Source organism: Streptomyces sp. 71268 (assembly GCF_029392895.1).
Classification (GTDB): domain Bacteria; phylum Actinomycetota; class Actinomycetes; order Streptomycetales; family Streptomycetaceae; genus Streptomyces.
Genome location: NZ_CP114200.1, coordinates 685556 through 704242, shown reverse-complemented (window position 1 = coordinate 704242; position 18687 = coordinate 685556). Strand labels below are relative to the sequence as shown.

2 protein-coding genes (both only partly in view) are annotated in these 18687 nt (G+C 77.5%); both read left to right on the top strand.

Annotated features, from left to right (window positions below; all coding sequences use genetic code 11):
- Window positions 1-5573: the final stretch of a non-ribosomal peptide synthetase gene (locus OYE22_RS02425; RefSeq protein ID WP_277318845.1), read on the top strand. 12079 nt of this gene lie to the left of the window's left edge; 5573 of the gene's 17652 nt are visible here — the last part of the coding sequence; the start codon falls outside the window, past its left edge; the stop codon is at window positions 5571-5573.
- Window positions 5570-18687, top strand: partial view of a non-ribosomal peptide synthetase gene (locus OYE22_RS02420; protein WP_277318843.1) — the 5' portion only. Its footprint extends 3013 nt past the window's final position; only the first 13118 of its 16131 coding nucleotides appear in the window; it begins with the start codon at window positions 5570-5572; its stop codon lies off the right edge, out of view. Before OYE22_RS02425 ends, OYE22_RS02420 begins: the two co-directional genes overlap by 4 nt.

The window sequence follows — 18687 nt, the reverse complement described above, 5'->3', positions numbered from 1 at the left end:
ACGCGGACGCGGTCCTGGTGCCGATCGGGCGGCCGGTGTGGAACACCCGCACCCTGGTCCTGGACGCCGCGCTGCGCCCGGTGCCCCCGGGCGTGCCCGGCGAGCTGTACCTGGCCGGGAGCCAACTCGCGCTCGGCTACCTGGGCCGGGCCGCGCTCACCGCCGAGCGCTTCACCGCCGACCCGTACGGCCCCCCTGGCTCCCGCCTCTACCGCACCGGCGACCTCGCCCGGTGGCGGCGCGACGGCGGCCTGGACCACCTCGGCCGGGCCGACGACCAGATCAAGCTGCGCGGACTGCGGGTGGAGCCCGGTGAGATCCAGGCGGCCATCGACGCGCACCCGGCCGTGGCGCACAGCGCCGTCGTCGCGCACACCGACCCGGCGACCGGCGCCACGCACCTGATCGGTTACGTCGTCCCGGCCGCGCCCGAGGCGCCGGGGGAGCGCGACCCACTGGACGCCGCCGCCCTCGCCGCCCTCCGCGACCACCTGGCCACCGTGCTGCCCGCGCACCTGGTGCCCACCGCCCTGATCGGCCTCGCGGCGCTGCCGGTCACCCGCAACGGCAAGCTCGACCGCGCCGCGCTGCCGGCCCCCGAACTCGCCCGGGAAGCCGGCCGGGTGCGGGCCGAGACCGCCGACGAGCACCTGTTGGCCGGCCTCTTCGCCGAACTGCTGCACCTGCCCGAGGCCGGCACCACCGACAGCTTCTTCGCGCTCGGCGGCGACAGCATCCTCTCCATCCACCTGGTCGGCGCCGCCCGCCGGGCCGGCCTGCGCTTCACCCCGCAGGACGTCTTCCGCCAGCGCACCGTGCGCGGCCTGCTGACCGTCGCGGAGCGCGTACCGGTGACAGGGCCGGACGCCACGCCGGACGCCACGCCAGATGTCGCGCCGGCCGCCGAACCCGGCGCCGACTGGCCGGTGACGCCGCTCCAGGAGGGGCTGCTGTTCCTGTCCCGGTACGACGAGAGCGCGCTCGACCTCTACCACGTCCAGGTCGTGCTGCGCCTGCGCGGCACCGTGGAAGCGGAGCGGTTGCGTGCCGCGCTGGAGGGCGTCATCGACCGGCACGCCCCGCTGCGGACGGCGTTCTCGCCCACCGCCCCGGGCGCCGACCAGGACGCGGGGTCGGCCGGCGGCTGGGTGCAACGCCCGGTCGAGACCGCGCGCGCCGAGGTCAGCGAGCGTGACCTGCGCCGGTACACCCGGCGCGAGCGCGAGCGGCGCGCCCGCCGCGCCGCCGAGGACGACCGGCTGCGCCGCTTCGACCTGAGCGCCCCGCCCCTGCTGCGCTGCACGCTCCTGCGGCTCGACGACACCACCAGCGAACTCGTGCTCACCGGCCACCACCTGGTCCTCGACGGCTGGTCGATGCCGCTACTCGTACGGGAGCTGCTCCAGGGGTACGCCCGCGCACGGGCGGCCGACGGCGACGGGCCGGCGGCAGGTGCCCCGCCGGCCGCCCCGCACTACCCGCACTACCTGCGCTGGCTCGCCGCCCAGGACCGCGCGGCGGCCGGCGCGGCCTGGCGCGCCGCCCTGGCCGGCGTCACCGAGCCCACCCTCGTCGCGCCCGCCACCACGCGCGCCACGGCCGGCGCGCCCGAGGAACTGACCCAGGTCATAGACGCCCAACTGACCGCGGAGTTGAACGCCTTCGCGCGGCGGGCCGAACTCACCCTGGGCACCGTCGTGCAGACCGTGTGGGCCCTGACCCTGGCCGCCTGCACAGGCCGCGCCGACGTCGTCTTCGGCACCGTCGTCTCCGGCCGCCCCGCCGAGGTCCCCGGCGTCACCGACATGATCGGCCTGTTCGTCAACACCATTCCGGTCCGCGTCCGGCTGCGCCCCGACGAACCGCTCGGCGCGCTGCTCGCCCGGGTCCAGGACGAGCTGACCACCCTCCTGCCCCACCAGCACCTGGGCCTGGCCGACATCCAGCGCGACGCCGGCCTCGGCGCCCTCTTCGACACGCTGACGGCCGTCGAGAACTACCCCGTGGACGACCTGGCGGAGCTGACCGAGGGCACCGGCCTGACCGTGGCCGACGTCCAGGGCTGGGACGCCACGCACTACCCGCTCACCTGCGTCGCCATCCCCGGCGACGCGTTGACGCTGCGCCTGAAGTACCAGAGCGACGCGCTGGACGCCCCGACCGTGCGGCGGATCGCGGAGCGCGTCGTACGAGGCCTGCGGGCCGTCGTGACCTCGCCCGACACCCCGGTCGGCGCGCTCGACCCGCTGCTGCCCGCCGAACGGGCCGCACTCGCCGAGCACGGCCAGGGCCCCGCCGCGCCGCCCCCCACCACCTGGGCGCGCCTGGTCGGCGACCAGGTACGGGCCCGCCCACGGGCCGTCGCCGTGACAGGGCCCACCGGCGAACTGACCTACCGGGAACTCGACGCGCGGGCCCGGCACCTGGCCGGGCGGCTCACCGCGCACGGCGCGGGCCGTGGGCGGCTGGTCGCCCTGCTGCTGCCGCGCTCCGTCGACCTGACCGTCGCGCTGCTCGCGGTGCAGTACGCGGGCGCCGCGCAGGTGCCCATCGACCCCGACTACCCGGCCCAGCGCGTCGCGTTCATGCTCGCCGACGCCGCCCCGGCGCTGGTGCTCACCACCCGCGCCCTGGCCGACCAGGTGCCCGCGTCCGACGCCCGCCCCCTGCTCATCGAGGACCTGACCACCGGCGAGGCCCCGGCCACCGGCCCGGGGGAGGGCGGGACGGGCGGCGCGCCCTCGCCGCGCGACGCCGCCTACGTCATCTACACCTCCGGCTCCACCGGCCGGCCCAAGGGCGTGGTGATCGAACAGCACGGCCTGGCGGCGCTCGCGCGGGCCCAGGCAGAGCGGCTGGCCATCGACCCGGACAGCCGCGTCCTGGCGCTCGCCTCGCCCTCGTTCGACGCCTCCGTGATGGAGACGCTGATGGCCCTGGCCACCGGCGCGACGCTGGTCGTCCCGCCGCCCGGGCCGCTGGCCGGCGAACCGCTCGGCGAGGCCATCGCCGAGCACCGCGTCAGCCACGCCCTCATCCCACCCACCGCGCTCACCGGACTCGACCCCGCCGGCCTGGACTGCCTGCGCACCCTGGTCGTCGGCGGCGAGGCGTGCCCGGCCGAGCTGGTGGCCCGCTGGTCGCCCGGGCGACGCATGGTCAACGCGTACGGGCCGACCGAGGCCACCGCCTGCGTGACCATGAGCCAGCCGCTCACCGGCGCCGCCCCGCCCCCGATCGGCGGCCCGCTGCCCGGCACCACCGCGCACGTCCTCGACCCACTGCTGCGCCCGGTGCCGCCCGGCGTGGTGGGGGAGCTGTACGTGGGCGGCGCCGGCGTGGGCCGTGGCTACCTGCGGCGTCCGAGGCTGACCGCGCAGCGCTTCGTGGCCGACCCGTTCGGAGCGCCCGGCGCCCGCCTGTACCGCACCGGGGACCTGGTCTCCTGGGGGCCCGACGGCCAGTTGCGCTACCACGGCCGGGGCGACGACCAGGTCAAGGTCCGGGGCTTCCGGGTCGAACTCGGCGAGATCACCACCGCCCTGACCCGCTCGCCCCAGGTACGCGCGGCCGCCGTCGTGGTCCGCGCCGACGGCGGCGGCCCCAGGCGACTGGTCGGCTACCTGGTCCCGGCCGCGCGGCCCGAGTCCCGGGACGGGCAACGGGCAGACGCGGTGGACACCGACGCGCTACGGGCCGAACTGGCCGCCACGCTGCCCGAGCACATGGTGCCCGCGGCGCTCGTCGTGGTGGACCGGCTGCCCGTCACCGCCAACGGCAAGCTCGACCAGGACGCCCTGCCCGCGCCCGACTTCGCCGCTGCCGTCGGACACGCCAAGCCGGCCGGGCCGACCGAGGAGTTGCTCGCCGAACTGTTCGCGGCGGTGCTCGCGCTGCCGGCGGTCGGCGCCGACGACAGCTTCTTCACGCTCGGCGGCGACAGCATCCTGTCCATGCGACTGGTGGCCCGGGCCCGCGCGGCGGGCCTGCGACTCACCCCGCGCGAGGTGTTCGAGGAGGCCACCGTGCGCCGGCTGGCCGCGCTCGTCGCCGACCGGGCCGAGCCCACGCCGGCCGCCGAGCCCGCCGGGCCGCCCGCCGCGCCGGCCGGGCCCGCCCCGCTGACCCCGATCATGCACTGGCTGGCCGAGCGCGCCGGGCCCACCGGCCGCTTCAGCCAGTCGATGCTGCTCACCCTGCCACCCGGCATCGAACGCGCGGAACTGGAGGCGGTGTTGGCCGCGCTGATCGACCGGCACGCGATGCTGCGGGCCCGCGTGGACCTGACCGCCGAGCACGGCACCTTCGACGTACCGGAGGCGGCCGACGCGGCCTCCGTACCGCCGCTGCGACACGTCGCCGCCGCGCGGCCGCTCACCGAGGACGCGACTCGGGCCGAGGCCGAGGCGGCGGCGGACGGGCTCGACCCGGCGCGCGGACGGATGGTGCGGGCCGTGTGGTTCGACCACGGCCCCGCGCGCCCCGGCCGGCTGCTGCTGGTCATCCACCACCTGGCCGTGGACGGCGTGTCCTGGCGCGTCCTGGTCGACGACCTGCGCGCGGCGTGGCAGGCCGTGGCCGCCGGGCGGCGCCCCGCGCTGCCACCGGTGCCCACCTCCTTCCCGGCCTGGGCCGCCGACCTGCCGAGCGTCGCCGCCCGGCGCCGATCCGAACTCCCGCACTGGCGAGAGGTGTTGTCGGCCCCGGACGGGCTGCCGGGCGGCCGGGCCGACGCACCCGTCACCGACACCGTGGGCGCGGCGCGGCACCGCGTCGTGGTGCTGCCACCGCAGGCCACCGGCCCGCTGCTGACCACCGCGACCGAGCGGTACCGCACCGGGGTCGGCGACCTGTTGCTGACCGCGCTCGCCAGCGCGGTCGGCGCGTGGGGCGGCGCCGCGCGCGCCCGGTTCCTGGTGCACGTCGAGGGGCACGGCCGCGAGGAGCACATCCTCCCGGGCGCCGACCTCTCGCGCACCGTCGGCTGGTTCACCAGCCTCTACCCGGTCCTCCTGGACGCCCCCGTGACCGGCCCCGTCAGGGAGGCGGTGCGCCGCGTACGCGAGGCGACGGCCGCCATCCCCGACAGCGGCATCGGCTACGGGCTGCTGCGCCACCTCGACCCCGAGGGGCGGGCCGCGCTGCGCGAGGCCCCCACGCCACGGATCGCCTTCAACTACCTGGGCCGCTTCGCCGCAGCGTCCGACGACCGGCCCTGGTCGGCGGCGCCCGAGGCCGGCGTGCTCGGCGGCACCATCGACGGCGCGCTGGCGATGGCCCACCCGCTGGAGCTGAACGCCGTCACCCGGGAGACCCCGGACGGGCCCGCCCTGCACACCCGGCTCACCTGGGCGCCCAGCTCGCTGACCGAGGCCGAGGTGACCGAACTCGGCGCGCTGTGGCTCGCCGCCCTGACCCGCCTGGCCCACGGCGACCCGGCCGACCAGCGCCCGTACGACGGCACCGAGCCACAGCCGGCACCCGCACCCGAGCGCGAGCCCGCCGGGCCACCGCTCTCCCCGCTCAGCCCAGAACAGAGCGCCCTGCTCCAAGCACGATGGAGGAACCGGTGAGTGAGCACGACGGCCTGGACGACATCCTTCCGCTGTCCCCGTTGCAGGAGGGCCTGCTGTTCCACTCCGCGTTCGACGCGCGGGCCCTGGACGTCTACACCATGCAGCTCGCCTTCGACCTGCGCGGCCCCGTCGACGGCCGGGCCCTGCGCGCGGCCGGCCAGAGCCTGCTGCGCCGGCACGCCAACCTGCGCGCCGCCTTCCTCCAGGACGGCCTGGACCGCGCCGTCCAGGTCATCCCGCACCACTGCGAACTGCCCTGGTACGAGCACGACCTGTCGGCGTACCCGGCGGCCGAGCGGGAGCGCGAACTCGCCCGGCTGACCGCCGCCGACCGGGCCCGCCGCTTCGACCTGACCGAGCCGCCGCTGCTGCGCATGACGCTGATCAAGCTCGGCGACCAGGCGTGGCACCTGCTGCTGTGCGCCCACCACATCCTCATCGACGGCTGGTCGGTGCCGCTGCTCGGCAAGGAGCTGTTCGCCTGCTACGCGGCCGGCGGCTCGGACGGCGCGCTCCCGCCGGTCCGCCCCTACCGGGACTTCCTGGCCCACCTCGCCGGCCAGGACGACGCGGCGGCCGAGGCCGCCTGGCGCGCCGCGCTCGTCGGCCTCGACGAGCCGACGCTGCTGGTCCCCGGGCCCTTCGGCGGCGTACCCGAACTGCCCCGCCAACTCGACCTGACCCTCCCCGACGGTACCGGCGCCGGGCTCGCCGCGCTGGCCAGCGCGCAGGGCCTGACCAGCAGCACGCTCTACCAGGCCGCCTGGGGCGTCACCCTGGCCCGCTACACCGGCCGACCCGACGTCGCGTTCGGCACCACCGTCTCCGGCCGCCCCGCCGAACTCGACGGCGCCGACACCATGATCGGCCTGTTCATCAACACCCTGCCGGTGGTCGTGCACGCGCCCAGCGCCCGCGCGCTGGCCGACGTCGCCCACACCCTCCAGCGCGACCAGGCCCGCCTCCTGGACCACCAGCACATCGGCCTGGCCCGCGTCCAACAGGCGGCCGGCATCGGCGAACTCTTCGACACGCTCCTGGTGGTGGAGAACTTCGCTGTCGACTCCGAGGGGCTGGCCGCCGCCCAGGCCGCGGGCGGCGTACGGGTCGCCTCCGTACGCGGCGAGGACGCCACCCACTACCCGGTCACCGTCGTCGTCCACCCCGGACCGCACCCACGGATCGCGCTGCGCTACCGCCCCGACCAGCTCACCGCCGAGCGGGCGCGGGCGCTGGGCGCGGCGTACGCGCGCGTGCTCGGCGCGTACGCGCGGGCCGCGGACCGCCCGGTGGGCTCCGTAGAACTCCTCGCCCCGCACGAACGCCGCCGCGCGCTGTCCGACGGCGCCCCGCTGACCACCGAGGCCCCGGCGGACGACGACACGCTCACCGCCCGGTTCGCCCGCGCCGCCCGCCGCGACCCCGACGCCACCGCCGTCACGCACGGCACCACCCACCTCAGCTACCGCGAACTCGACGCCCGCTCCGACCAGTTGGCCGCGCTGCTGCGCGAGCACGGCGCGGCCCCCGGCGAACTGGTCGCGCTCGCCCTCCCGCCGTCCGCCGACCAGATCGCCGCCGTGTTGGCCGTCCTCAAGACGGGCGCCGGCTACCTGCCGCTGGTCGCCGACGGGCCCACCGACCGTGCCGCCACCGTGCTCCGCGACGCGGCCCCCGTCGCGCTGCTCACCCGTGGCGACACGTTCCCGCAGGGGCCCGGCGGCGTGCCGCGCATCGCCCTCGACGACCCGCGCACCGCCGACCGCCTCGCCGAACTGGCCGGCGCGCCCGCCCCCGCGCCCCGGCTGACCGCCGCCCACACCGCGTACGTCATCTACACCTCGGGCTCCACCGGCGCCCCCAAGGGCGTCGTCGTCCCGCACGGCAACGTGCTGCGCCTGTTCGACGCCACCCGCGAACTCTTCGCGTTCCACCACGCCGACGTGTGGACCCTCTTCCACTCCTACGCCTTCGACTTCTCCGTCTGGGAACTCTTCGGCGCCCTGCTGCACGGCGGGCGGCTGGTCGTCGTGGACCCGGCCACCACGCGCGCGCCGGAGGAGTTCCGCGCCCTGCTCGCCGCCGAGCGGGTCACCGTCCTCAGCCAGACCCCGTCGGCGTTCTACCAACTCGCCGAGGTCGAGTGCGCCACCCCGCCCGACGCCGCGCCGCTCGCGCTGCGCACCGTCGTCTTCGGCGGCGAGGCCCTGGACCCGTCCCGCCTCGCGCCGTGGCGGGCCCGACACGGCGCCGACGGCCCCGAACTCGTCAACATGTACGGGATCACCGAGACCACGGTGCACGTCACGCAGCACGTCCTGGAGGCCGAGGCCAGCGGGGTCGGGGAGGTTTCCGAGCCTGCCGAGGCCGGGGAGGGCGCCGAACCCGCCGGGGGAGCCGCCTCGCAGCCGCTCAGCCCCATCGGCCGGCCCATCGACGACCTCGGCGTCTACGTGTTGGACTCCGCCCTGCGGCCCGTCGCCCCCGGCCACCCGGGGGAGCTGTACGTCACCGGGCCCGGGCTCGCCCGTGGCTACCTGGGGCGGCACGCGCTGACCGCGACCCGCTTCGTGGCCGACCCGTTCGGCCCGCCGGGCGCCCGCATGTACCGCAGCGGCGACCTGGCCCGCTGGAGCGACGACGGCGAACTCGACTACCTGGGCCGGGCCGACGAGCAGGTGCAGATCCGCGGGTTCCGGGTCGAGCCCGGCGAGGCCCGCGCGGCGCTCGCCGCCGACCCCGAGGTCGCCGACGCCGTCGTGCTGGCCCGCCCCGCGCCCGACGGCGGCACCCGCCTGATCGGCTACGTCCGCCCCGCCACCGACCACCTGGACGTGGACCGGCTGCGCGCCCGCGTCGCCGACCGACTGCCCGGCTACCTGGTGCCGGCGGCCGTCGTCCCCGTCGAGCGGTGGCCGCTGACCGGCAACGGCAAGCTCGACCGGCGGGCGCTCCCCGAGCCCGAGCGGGCCGTGGCGCGCGCCGGGCGCCCCCCGCGCACCCCGCGGGAGGAGATCGTCGCCGGCCTCTTCCGCGACCTGCTCGACGTCGCGCACGTCGGCGTGGACGAGGACTTCTTCGCCCTCGGCGGGCACTCGCTGCTCGCCACCCGGCTCGCCTCCCGGGTACGGGCCGCCCTGGACGCCGACGTGTCGGTGCGCGACGTGTTCGAGGCGCCCACCGTCGAAGGGCTCGCCCGCCGCGCCGAGCCGGGCAGCTCGCGCCGCGCGCCACTGGTGCCGCGCCCGCGCCCGGAGCGGGTGCCGCTCTCGCCGGCCCAGCGCCGGCTGTGGTTCCTGCACCAACTGCACGGCCCGAACGCCACGTACAACATCCCCTTCGTCGCCCGGCTGACCGGGCCGCTGGACGTGCCGGCGCTGCGCGCCGCGGTGCGCGACGTCCTTGGGCGGCACGAGAGCCTGCGCACCGTCTTCCCGGCCGGGGACGGGCGGCCCCACCAGGCGGTCGTGCCGCTTGCCGAGATCGGCGAGGTGCTGCCGGTGCGCGCGGTCGCGCCGGGGCTCCTGGAGCGCGAGTTGACCCAGCTCACCGGCGCCGCCTTCGACGTGGAGCGGGAGATACCGCTGCGCGCCACGCTGCTGGCCCTCGACGCCGAACAGCACGTCATCGCCCTGGTCGTGCACCACATCGCCGCCGACCAGTGGTCGGCCCGCCCGCTCCTGGCCGACCTGGCCACCGCGTACGCCGCCCGCCGCGAGGGCGCCGCGCCCGCGTGGGCACCGCTGCCGGTCAGCTACGCCGACTTCACCCTCTGGCAGCGCGAGGTGCTCGGCTGGGACGAGGACGGGGCGCTGCCCGGCGGCCCCCTCGAAGCGCAGGTCGAGTACTGGCGAGCCCAACTGGCCGGCCTACCCGACGAGTTGGCCCTGCCCACCGACCGCCCCCGGCCGGCCCAGCCCAGCTACCGGGGCGGCTTCGTACGCTTCGGCGTCCCCGCCGCCACCCACCGCGCCCTGCGCGAGGTGGCCGGCGCCGCCTCCGGGTCGCTGTTCATGGCCGTCCACGCCGGGCTCGCCGCCCTGCTGACCAAGGTCGGCGCCGGCACCGACGTGGTCATCGGCACCCCCGTCGCCGGCCGCGCCGACGCCGCCCTGGACGACCTGGTCGGCTTCTTCGTCAACAACCTGGTGCTGCGCGCCGACACCTCGGGCGACCCCACCTTCCGTACCCTGATCGACCGCGTCCGGGCCGTGGACCTGGCCGCCTACGCCCACGCCGACGTGCCCTTCGAGCACCTGGTGGACGTGGTCAGCCCGCACCGCTCGCTGGCCAGGCACCCGCTGTTCCAGACCATGCTCGCCTACGAGAACCGGTCCGCCGCCGAGATCGGGCTGCCCGGCGTGCGCACCACGGCCGTGCCCGCACTCGGCGAGGCGGCCAAGTTCGACCTGACGTTCACGCTCGCCGAACGGGCCGGCGCCGACGGCCTCGACGGCATCCTCGAATACGCCACCGACCTCTTCGACCGGACCACGGCGGTGGCGCTCGCCGACCGCCTGGTGCGCCTGCTGACCGCCGCCGCCCACGAGCCCGACCTCCCGCTGCACCGCCTCGACGTGCTCTCGGCCGCCGAGCGCGCGGCGCTGACCGCCCCCGCGCCGCCCGCCCCGGCCCGGCTGCCGGCCCCCGCCGGGCCCACCGCGCACGGTCCCGCCCCGCGCTCCGGCGGCCCGTCGACCTTCCCCGCGCTGTTCGGCGCGCGCGTCGCGGCGGACGGCGCCGCGCCCGCCGTCGCCGGCCCCTCCGCGCTCACCGGCGACCACCTCGCCCTTACCTACCGGGAGTTGGACGACGCGGCGAGCCGGCTGGCCCACACCCTCATCGCGCACGGCGTACGGCGGGGCGACCGGGTGGCGATCGCCCTGCCGCGCACCGTGGAGGCCGTCACCGCGCTGCTGGCCGTGCACAAGGCGGGCGCCGTCTACCTGCCCGTCGACCCCGACTACCCCGCCGAGCGGGTGCGGTTCACGCTCACCGACGCCGAGCCCGCCCTGGCCCTGGTCGCGCCCGGCCAGCACCTGCCCACCCCTGCCGACCTGCCTACCCTGACCCTGCCGGTCGGGCCCGCCACGCCCGTGCCGGCCACCGACCCCGGAACGTGGCGGGCGCTGCGGCCCGACTCGGCCGCGTACGTCATCTACACCTCCGGCTCCACCGGCCGGCCCAAGGGCGTCGTCGTCACCCACGCGGGACTGCCCGCCCTCGCCGACACCGTCATCGACGGCTTCGGCGTGGGCCCCGGCTCCCGGGTGCTCCAGTTCGCGTCGCTGAGCTTCGACACCTCCCTGTGGGAGATCGTCATGGCGCTGCTGTCCGGCGGCTGCCTGGAGATCGTCCCGGCCGAGCGGCGACTCGGCGAGCCCCTGGCGCGGTTCGTCGCCGAGCGCCGGATCACCCACCTGACCGTGCCGCCCGCGGTGCTCGCCGCCCTCCCCGAACGGGCCGTCGCGCCCGGCACCACCGTCATCGTCGCCGGCGAGGCGTGCGCCCCCGAACTCGTGCGCGCCTGGGCGCCGCACACCCCGATGTACAACTCGTACGGACCGACCGAGACCACCGTGGACGCGACGCTGTGGCGCTGCGACCCGGACGCCCTGCGCGGCGGCCCGGTACCGGTGGGCCGGCCCGTCACCGGGACGGCCACCTACGTGCTGGACGCCGCGCTGCAACCCGTGCCCCCCGGCACGCCGGGTGAGCTGTACGTCGCGGGCTCCGGTCTCGCCCGTGGCTACCACGCGCGCCCCGGCCTGACCGCCCAGCGCTTCGTCGCCGCCCCGTACGGCCCGCCGGGCACCCGCATGTACCGCACCGGCGACCTGGCCCGCTGGACCGTGACCGGCGACCTGGAGTACCTGGGCCGCGCCGACGACCAGGTCAAGCTGCGCGGGTTCCGCATCGAACTGGGCGAGGTCGAGGCCGCGCTTGGCGCGCTGCCCGGCGTACGACAGGCCGCCGTGCTGCTCCGCGAGGACCAGCCGGGCCAGCCGCTGCTGGTCGGCTACCTGGTGGCCGACCGGGGCAGCACCGGCCCGCTGGAGGACGCCGCGCTCCGGGCGGCCCTGGCTCGGACGCTGCCCGACTACCTGGTCCCGGCCGTCCTGGTGGAGCTGGACGCCCTCCCGCTCAGCCCGAACGGCAAGGTGGACCGCGCGGCGCTGCCCGCGCCCGAGGCGGCCGCCGCCGACGAGCGGCCACTCGAAGGCACCGCCGCCACGCTGGCCGCGCTCTACGGCGAGGTGCTCGGCCGCGCGCCGGCCGGCGGCGCCGACAGCTTCTTCGCCATCGGCGGCGACAGCATCTCCTCCATCCAACTCGTCAGCCGCGCCCGCGCGGCGGGCCTGGCCCTGACCGCCCGACAGGTCTTCGAACACCGCACGCCGCAAGCCCTGGCCGCCGTGGTCAGCCCCGTCGACGACGCCGCGCCCGCCGCGGCGGGCGCCCGCGAGGGCGGCACCGTGCCGCTCACCCCGCTCATGCACTGGCTCGCCGGCCGGCCCGCCGCCTGGCGCACCTTCCACCAGTCCATGCTGGTCCGCGTCCCCGGCACGCTCACTGAGCCGGCCCTCGCCGCCGCCCTGGGCGAACTCGTCGCCACCCACGGCATGCTGCGCGCCACCGTGGTCCGCGATGCCACCGGCGCCCCCGCCCTCACGGCCGACCGGCCCACCGGGACCACGACCCGCGACGCGTACCGACTCACCGTCGTGGACGCGGCCGACGCCGGCCCCGAGCGGCTGCGTGCCCTGGTCGCCGAGCACTCGGCCGCCGCCGTCGAACGGCTGGACCCGGAGCGGGGCCGGCTGGTCGAGGCGGTGTGGTTCGACGCCGGCCACGGCGAGAGCGGCCGACTGCTGCTGACCATTCACCACCTGGTCGTGGACGGCGTCTCCTGGCGCATCCTGCTCGCCGACCTCGCGACCCTGCTCGGCGACCACCGGGGCGACGGCACCGGGCCGCACGCCACGGCCACCGGGGCCGGCCGCACGCTGGAGGCTCCCGGCACCTCCTTCGGCCACTGGGCCAGGGAGCTGCGCGCCGGCGCGGACCGGCACGAGGACGAGCGCGCGCACTGGGAGGCGACCCTGACCGGCGCCGAACCCCCGCTGGGGGCCCGGCTCCTGGACCCCGCGACCGACACCGCCGCCGGTTGCCGCACGCTGCGTACCGTCCTACCGTCCGACCTGGCCGGCCCGCTGCTCGGCGAGGTGCCCGCCGCCTTCCACGCCACCCCCGAGGACGTGCTGCTCGCCGCCCTCGCCCTGGCCGTCACCGCGGAACGAGGCGACGGCGAAGCCGACTCACTGCTGATCGACCTGGAGTCGCACGGCCGCCACGAAGAACTGGTCGAGGGCGCCGAACTCTCCCGTACGGTCGGCTGGTTCACCACCCAGTATCCGGTTCGCGTCGTCCCCGGCGGTGCCGGCGCTACCACCGCGGTCAAGCGCGTGAAGGAGCAACTGCGCGCGGTGCCGCGCCAGGGCACCGGCTACGGGCTGCTGTACGCGCAGGCCCCCAGCGGCGCCCAGGTCGCCTTCAACTACCTGGGCCGCTTCGACGGCGCCGCGCCCGGCGGCGACCCGGTCGCCGGAAGCTGGACGCCGGCCCCCGAGTCCGACGCCGTCACCGCCCCCACCGACCCCGGCCTCCCCGCCGACCACGCGCTGGACGTGCACGCCTCGGCCGTCGGCGGGCCGCACGGCCCCAGCCTGACCGTCCGCTGGACCTACCCGCCGGGCCCGCTGGACGCCGAGCGGGTACGCCGGATCGCCGACCGCTTCACCGCCACGCTGCGCGAGCTGGCCGAGCACGCGGGCCACGGCACCTGCGGCGGACACACCCCCTCCGACTTCCCGCTGGTCCGCCTCGACCAGGGGCGGATCGACGAGTTGGAGCGGGCCCATCCGGACCTGGTGGACGTGCTGCCGCTGTCGCCCCTCCAACAGGGCCTGGCCTACCACGCGCTCGCCGACACCAGCGCCCTCGACGTCTACGTCGTCCAACTCGACCTGGAGCTGACCGGGGCGCTGGACGCGGACCGGCTGCGGCGGGCCGCGCAGGCCGTCGTGGACCGGCACGCGAGCCTGCGCGCCGGATTCCGGCAACTCGCCGACGGCACGCTGGTGCGCTACACGGTGGCGGCCGTGCCCGTGGCCTGGCGCCAGCGCGACCTACGGGCCGAGCCCGACCCGTTCGCCGCGCTCGCCCGACTCGCCGAGGCCGACCGCGTCGAGCGGTTCGACCTGGACCGGCCGCCGCTGCTGCGCTTCACCCTGGCCCGGGTCGCCCCCGACCGGCACCGCCTGCTGTTCACCAGCCACCACCTGCTGATGGACGGCTGGTCGGCGCCGTTGCTGCTGACCGACCTGTTCGCCGCGTACGCGCACCAGCCGTTGCCCGCCCGCCGCCCGTACGCCGACTACCTGCGCTGGTTGGCCGGACGCGACGAACAGGCCGCGCTGGCCGCCTGGCGGCGGGCGCTGGCCGGGCTGGAGCGGCCCACGCTCGTCGCGCCGGCGGCCGGCACGGCCGTGGCCGCCGTCCCCGGCGAGAGCGAGCTGACCCTCTCCGCGCGGGCCACCGCCGCCGCCGATAGCACGGCCCGGGCCGTCGGCGTCACCCTCAGCACCCTGGTGCGGACCGCCTGGGGCCTGGTGCTCGGCCAACTCACCGGCCGCGACGACGTGGTGTTCGGCGCCGCCGTCTCCGGGCGGCCCCCCGAGCTGGCCGGCGTCGAGTCGATGATCGGCCTGTTCGTGAACACCGTGCCGGCGCGCGTACGGCTCACCCCGGGGCGCCCGCTGCGCGAGCTGGTCACCGAGGTGCACGCCGAGCAGGTCGCGCTCCTGGACCACCAGTACCTGGGCCTGGCCGACATCCAGCGGGCCGCCGGGCACGGCGAACTCTTCGACACCATGACGGTGTTCGAGAACTACCCCTTCGACGACGAGGCCCTCAGCGGCAGCGAGCGCGCCGCCGGCCTCGCGGTGCGCGGCGTCGGCGGCCTGGACGCCACCCACTACCCGCTCACCCTCTCCGCCGCCATGCAGGCCGGCCGACTGCGGCTCGTCCTGAAGTACCGCACCGACTTCTGCGACGCCGACGCCGCGCGCGACATCACCCGCCGCGTGGCCGCCGCCATCGACCACCTCGCGCGCGCCCCCGAGTCCCCGGTGGGCTCCGTGGACACCGCCGACCCGCACCGCCCGCCGCGCTGGCGGCTGACCGGCGCCCCGGCCCGCCCGCTACCGGCCGCCCCGCGCGAGGCGGGCGGCGCGGGCATCGCCGAGGCGTTCGCCGCCCAGGCCCAGGCGACCCCCGACGCCACCGCCGTGCGGCGGGCGGACGGCACCGGCCGGCTCAGCTACGCCGAACTCGCCGCCCGCGCGGCCCGGCAGGCCGAGCGGCTGCGGGCGGCCGGCGCGGGCCCGGAGGCCGTGGTCGGCGTGCTGCTGCCGCGCTCGCCCGAACTGGTCACCAGCCTCCTCGCGGTGGCCTGGGCCGGCGCCGGCTACCTGCCGTTGCACCCGAGCTGGCCGGCCGAGCGCTGCCGGGCCGTGCTCGCCGCCGCCGGGGCCGTCGCCCTGGTCGCCGAGGCCGACGACGCCCGGGCGGCCGAGGCCGCGGGCGCGCTCCCGATCCTGCCGCCGCCCCCGGCCGACCCGGCCACCCCGGCACCTGGCGCCGCCGGCACCACCTGGCGGCCGCCCACGCCCGCGCACCCCGAGCAACTCGCCTACGTCATGTACACCTCCGGCTCCACGGGCGCGCCCAAGGGCGTGGCCGTACCGCAGGCGGCCGTGCTGGCGCTGGCGGCCGACGCCCGCTGGGACGGCGCGGCACACCGCGCCGTGCTGCTGCACTCCCCGCACTCCTTCGACGCCGCCAGCTACGAGACGTGGGTGCCGCTGCTACGCGGTGGCGAGGTGATCGTGGCGCCCGACGGCGACGCCGACCCGGCGGCCTGGCGCGCCCTGCTGCCCGCCAGCGGCGCCACCGCGCTGTGGCTGACCGCGGGCCTGTTCGCGCTCCTGGCCCACGAGGCACCGGAGGCGTTCCACGGCGTGCGCGAGGTCTGGACGGGCGGCGACGTCGTTTCGCCCGCCGCCGTACGGGCCGTGCGCGCCGCCGCACCGCACCTGCGGATCGTCAACGGCTACGGCCCCACGGAGACCACCACCTTCGCCACGTCGAGCCAGCTCACCACCGGGCTCACCGGCCGGGCCGGGCAACCCGACGCCGGGCCCGGCACCGCTGAACCCGACACCACCGGGCCCGGCGCCGCTGAACCCGACACCGCCGGGCTCGGCAGCACCGGGCCCGAGGCCGCCGAGGCCGGGGCGCCGTTGCCGATCGGCACCCCGCTGGACGGGATGAGCGCCAGCGTCCTGGACGGGGCGCTGCGTCCCGTGCCGGACGGCGTGCCCGGCGAGCTGTACCTCGGCGGCGCCGGACTGGCCCGTGGCTACCTGGGCCAACCCGCGCTGACAGCGGAGCGGTTCGTCGCCGACCCCGCCGGGCCGCCCGGCGCGCGGCTCTACCGCACCGGCGACGTGGTGCGGGTGCGCCCCGACGGGCGGCTCGACTTCGTCGGCCGCGCCGACGACCAGGTCAAGCTGCGCGGCTACCGCGTCGAACCCGGCGAGGCCGAGGCCGCGCTGCGGGCCCTGCCCGAGGTCGCGCACGCCGCCGTCGTGGCCCGCGCCGACCTGCCGACCGGCCCGGCCCTGGTCGCGTACGTCGTGCCGAACCCCGCGTCGGCCGGCCGGCCGACGGCCGACGCGGGTGCCGACCCGGCCGGCACGATCGCCGCCCCGACCGGCGACGGCGACGCCCTCGGCCGGGCGCTGCGCGAGCGGCTCGCGCGGACGCTGCCGGAGTACCTGGTGCCCGTGGCCGTGGTCTGTCTGGAGCGGCTGCCGCTGACCGCCAACGGCAAGCTGGACCGGGCCGCGCTACCCGCCCCCCGGCTGGCGCCCGCCGCGCCCGCCGTGCCCGCCGTGCCGCTCGGGCAGCGCGAGGAGCTGCTGTGCCGACTGTTCGCTGACGCGCTCGGCGTCGAGTCCGTCGCCCCCGACCAGGACTTCTTCGCCGCCGGCGGGCACTCGCTGTCGGCGATGCGGCTGGTGGGCACCGTACGGGCGGCGCTGGGCGTCTCGCTCGCCGTGCGCGACCTGTTCACCGCCCGTACCCCGGCCGCCACCGCCGCGCTGCTGCGGCCCGCGACGCAGCAGCGGGCGCCGCTGGTGGCGGGCCCGCGCCCGGCCGAGCCGCCGCTGTCACCGGCCCAGCGCCGACTGTGGTTCCTCGACCGGCTCGACACGGGGACCGCCGCGTACAACGTGCCCATCGCGCTGCGGCTGACCGGCCGCGTTGAGCTGCCCGCGCTGCGCGCCGCCCTGCGTGACCTGGTGGTGCGGCACGAGGCGTTGCGCACCGTCTTCCCGGACACCGACGGCGTGCCGCGCCAGCACATCGTGCCCGCCGACCGAGCCCGGGTCGAGCCCGACCTCGTACCGGTGGCCGGACCCGACGACGAGGCGCTGACCTCCGCGCTGCACACCGCCGCCATACGCCCCTTCGACCTGACCCGCGACCTGCCGCTGCGCGCCACGGTGCTGCGCCCACGCCCCGCCGCCACCGGCCCGCGCCCCGCCGAGGCCACTGCCGACGCCGAGGGCGGCCACACCGGGAACGGCGACACCGACGGCGACGTCCTGCTCCTGGTGCTGCACCACATCGCGGGCGACGAGTGGTCCGTACGGCCCCTGCTCGGCGACCTGAGCAGTGCCTACGCCGCCCGGGTGGCCGGGCACGCCCCGCGCTGGACGCCGCTGCCCGTGCAGTACGCCGACTACGCGCTGTGGCAGCGGGAGGTGCTCGGCGACGAGGACGACCCGGACAGCGGCGTCAGCCGGCAGACGGCGTACTGGCGCCAGCGGTTGGCCGGCGCGCCGGGCGAGCTGACGCTGCCGCTGGACCGGCCGCGCGGCGACCACGCCGGGTACGACGGCGAGGTCGTGGAGTTCACCGTCCCCGACGACGTGCGCCGTGGGCTGCGGGAACTGGCCAGGCGCACCGGCGCCACGCCGTTCATGGTGGCGCACGCCGCGCTCGCCGTCCTCCTGGAGCGCTTGGGCGCCGGGTGCGACCTGCCGATCGGCACGCTCATCGCGGGCCGCGACGAGCACGCGCTGCACGACCTCGTCGGCTTCTTCGTCAACACCCTGGTGCTACGCACCGACGTGAGCGGCGAGCCGACGCCGGGCGAGCTGGTGGAGCGGGTCAAGGCCGCCGACCTGGAGGCGTTCGACCACGCCCAGGTGCCCTTCGAGCGGCTGGTGGACGCGCTCGGCGCGGAACGCTCGCTGGCCCGGCACCCGCTGTTCCAGGTGATGCTGAACCACCAGACGCGCACCCCGGCCGGGCCGCGCCTGGCCGACCTGGACAGCGCGCCGGTCGCCGTACACACCCGTACCGCCAAGTTCGACCTGACCTTCACGCTCGTCCAACACCCCGGCCCGGACGGGGCGTTGACGGGCGGCATCACCTACCGCACCGACCTGTTCGACGCGGCCACGGCGCGCCGGCTCGCCACCCACTTCACCCGCGTGCTCGCCGCGTTCGCCGCCCACCCGGACCGCCCCGTCACCGCGATCGACCTGCTGACGGGCGAGGAGCGGCACCGCGTGCTGTGCCAGTGGAACGACACGGCGGCCGAGGTGGCGCCGGCCACGGTGCCGCAGGCGCTCGCCGACGCGGCGGCCCGCACGCCGGACGCGCCCGCCGTCATCGCCGACGACGCCACGCTCAGCCACCGCGAGCTGTACGAGCAAGCCGCTCAGCTCGCCCACGCGCTCGCCCGCCGGGGCGCCGGCCCGGACCGTGTCGTCGCGGTGCTGCTGCCGCGCTCGGCCCGCTCGGTCCTCGCCGCGCACGCCGTGCAGCACGCGGGCGCCGCCTATCTGCCGCTGGACCCCGCGCACCCCGCCGGGCGGCTGGCCGCCCTGCTCGCCGACACCGCCCCGGCGGTGGTCCTCGCCGACGCCGCCACCGCCGCGACGCTGGCCGCCGCGCTGCCCGCGCCCGGCGC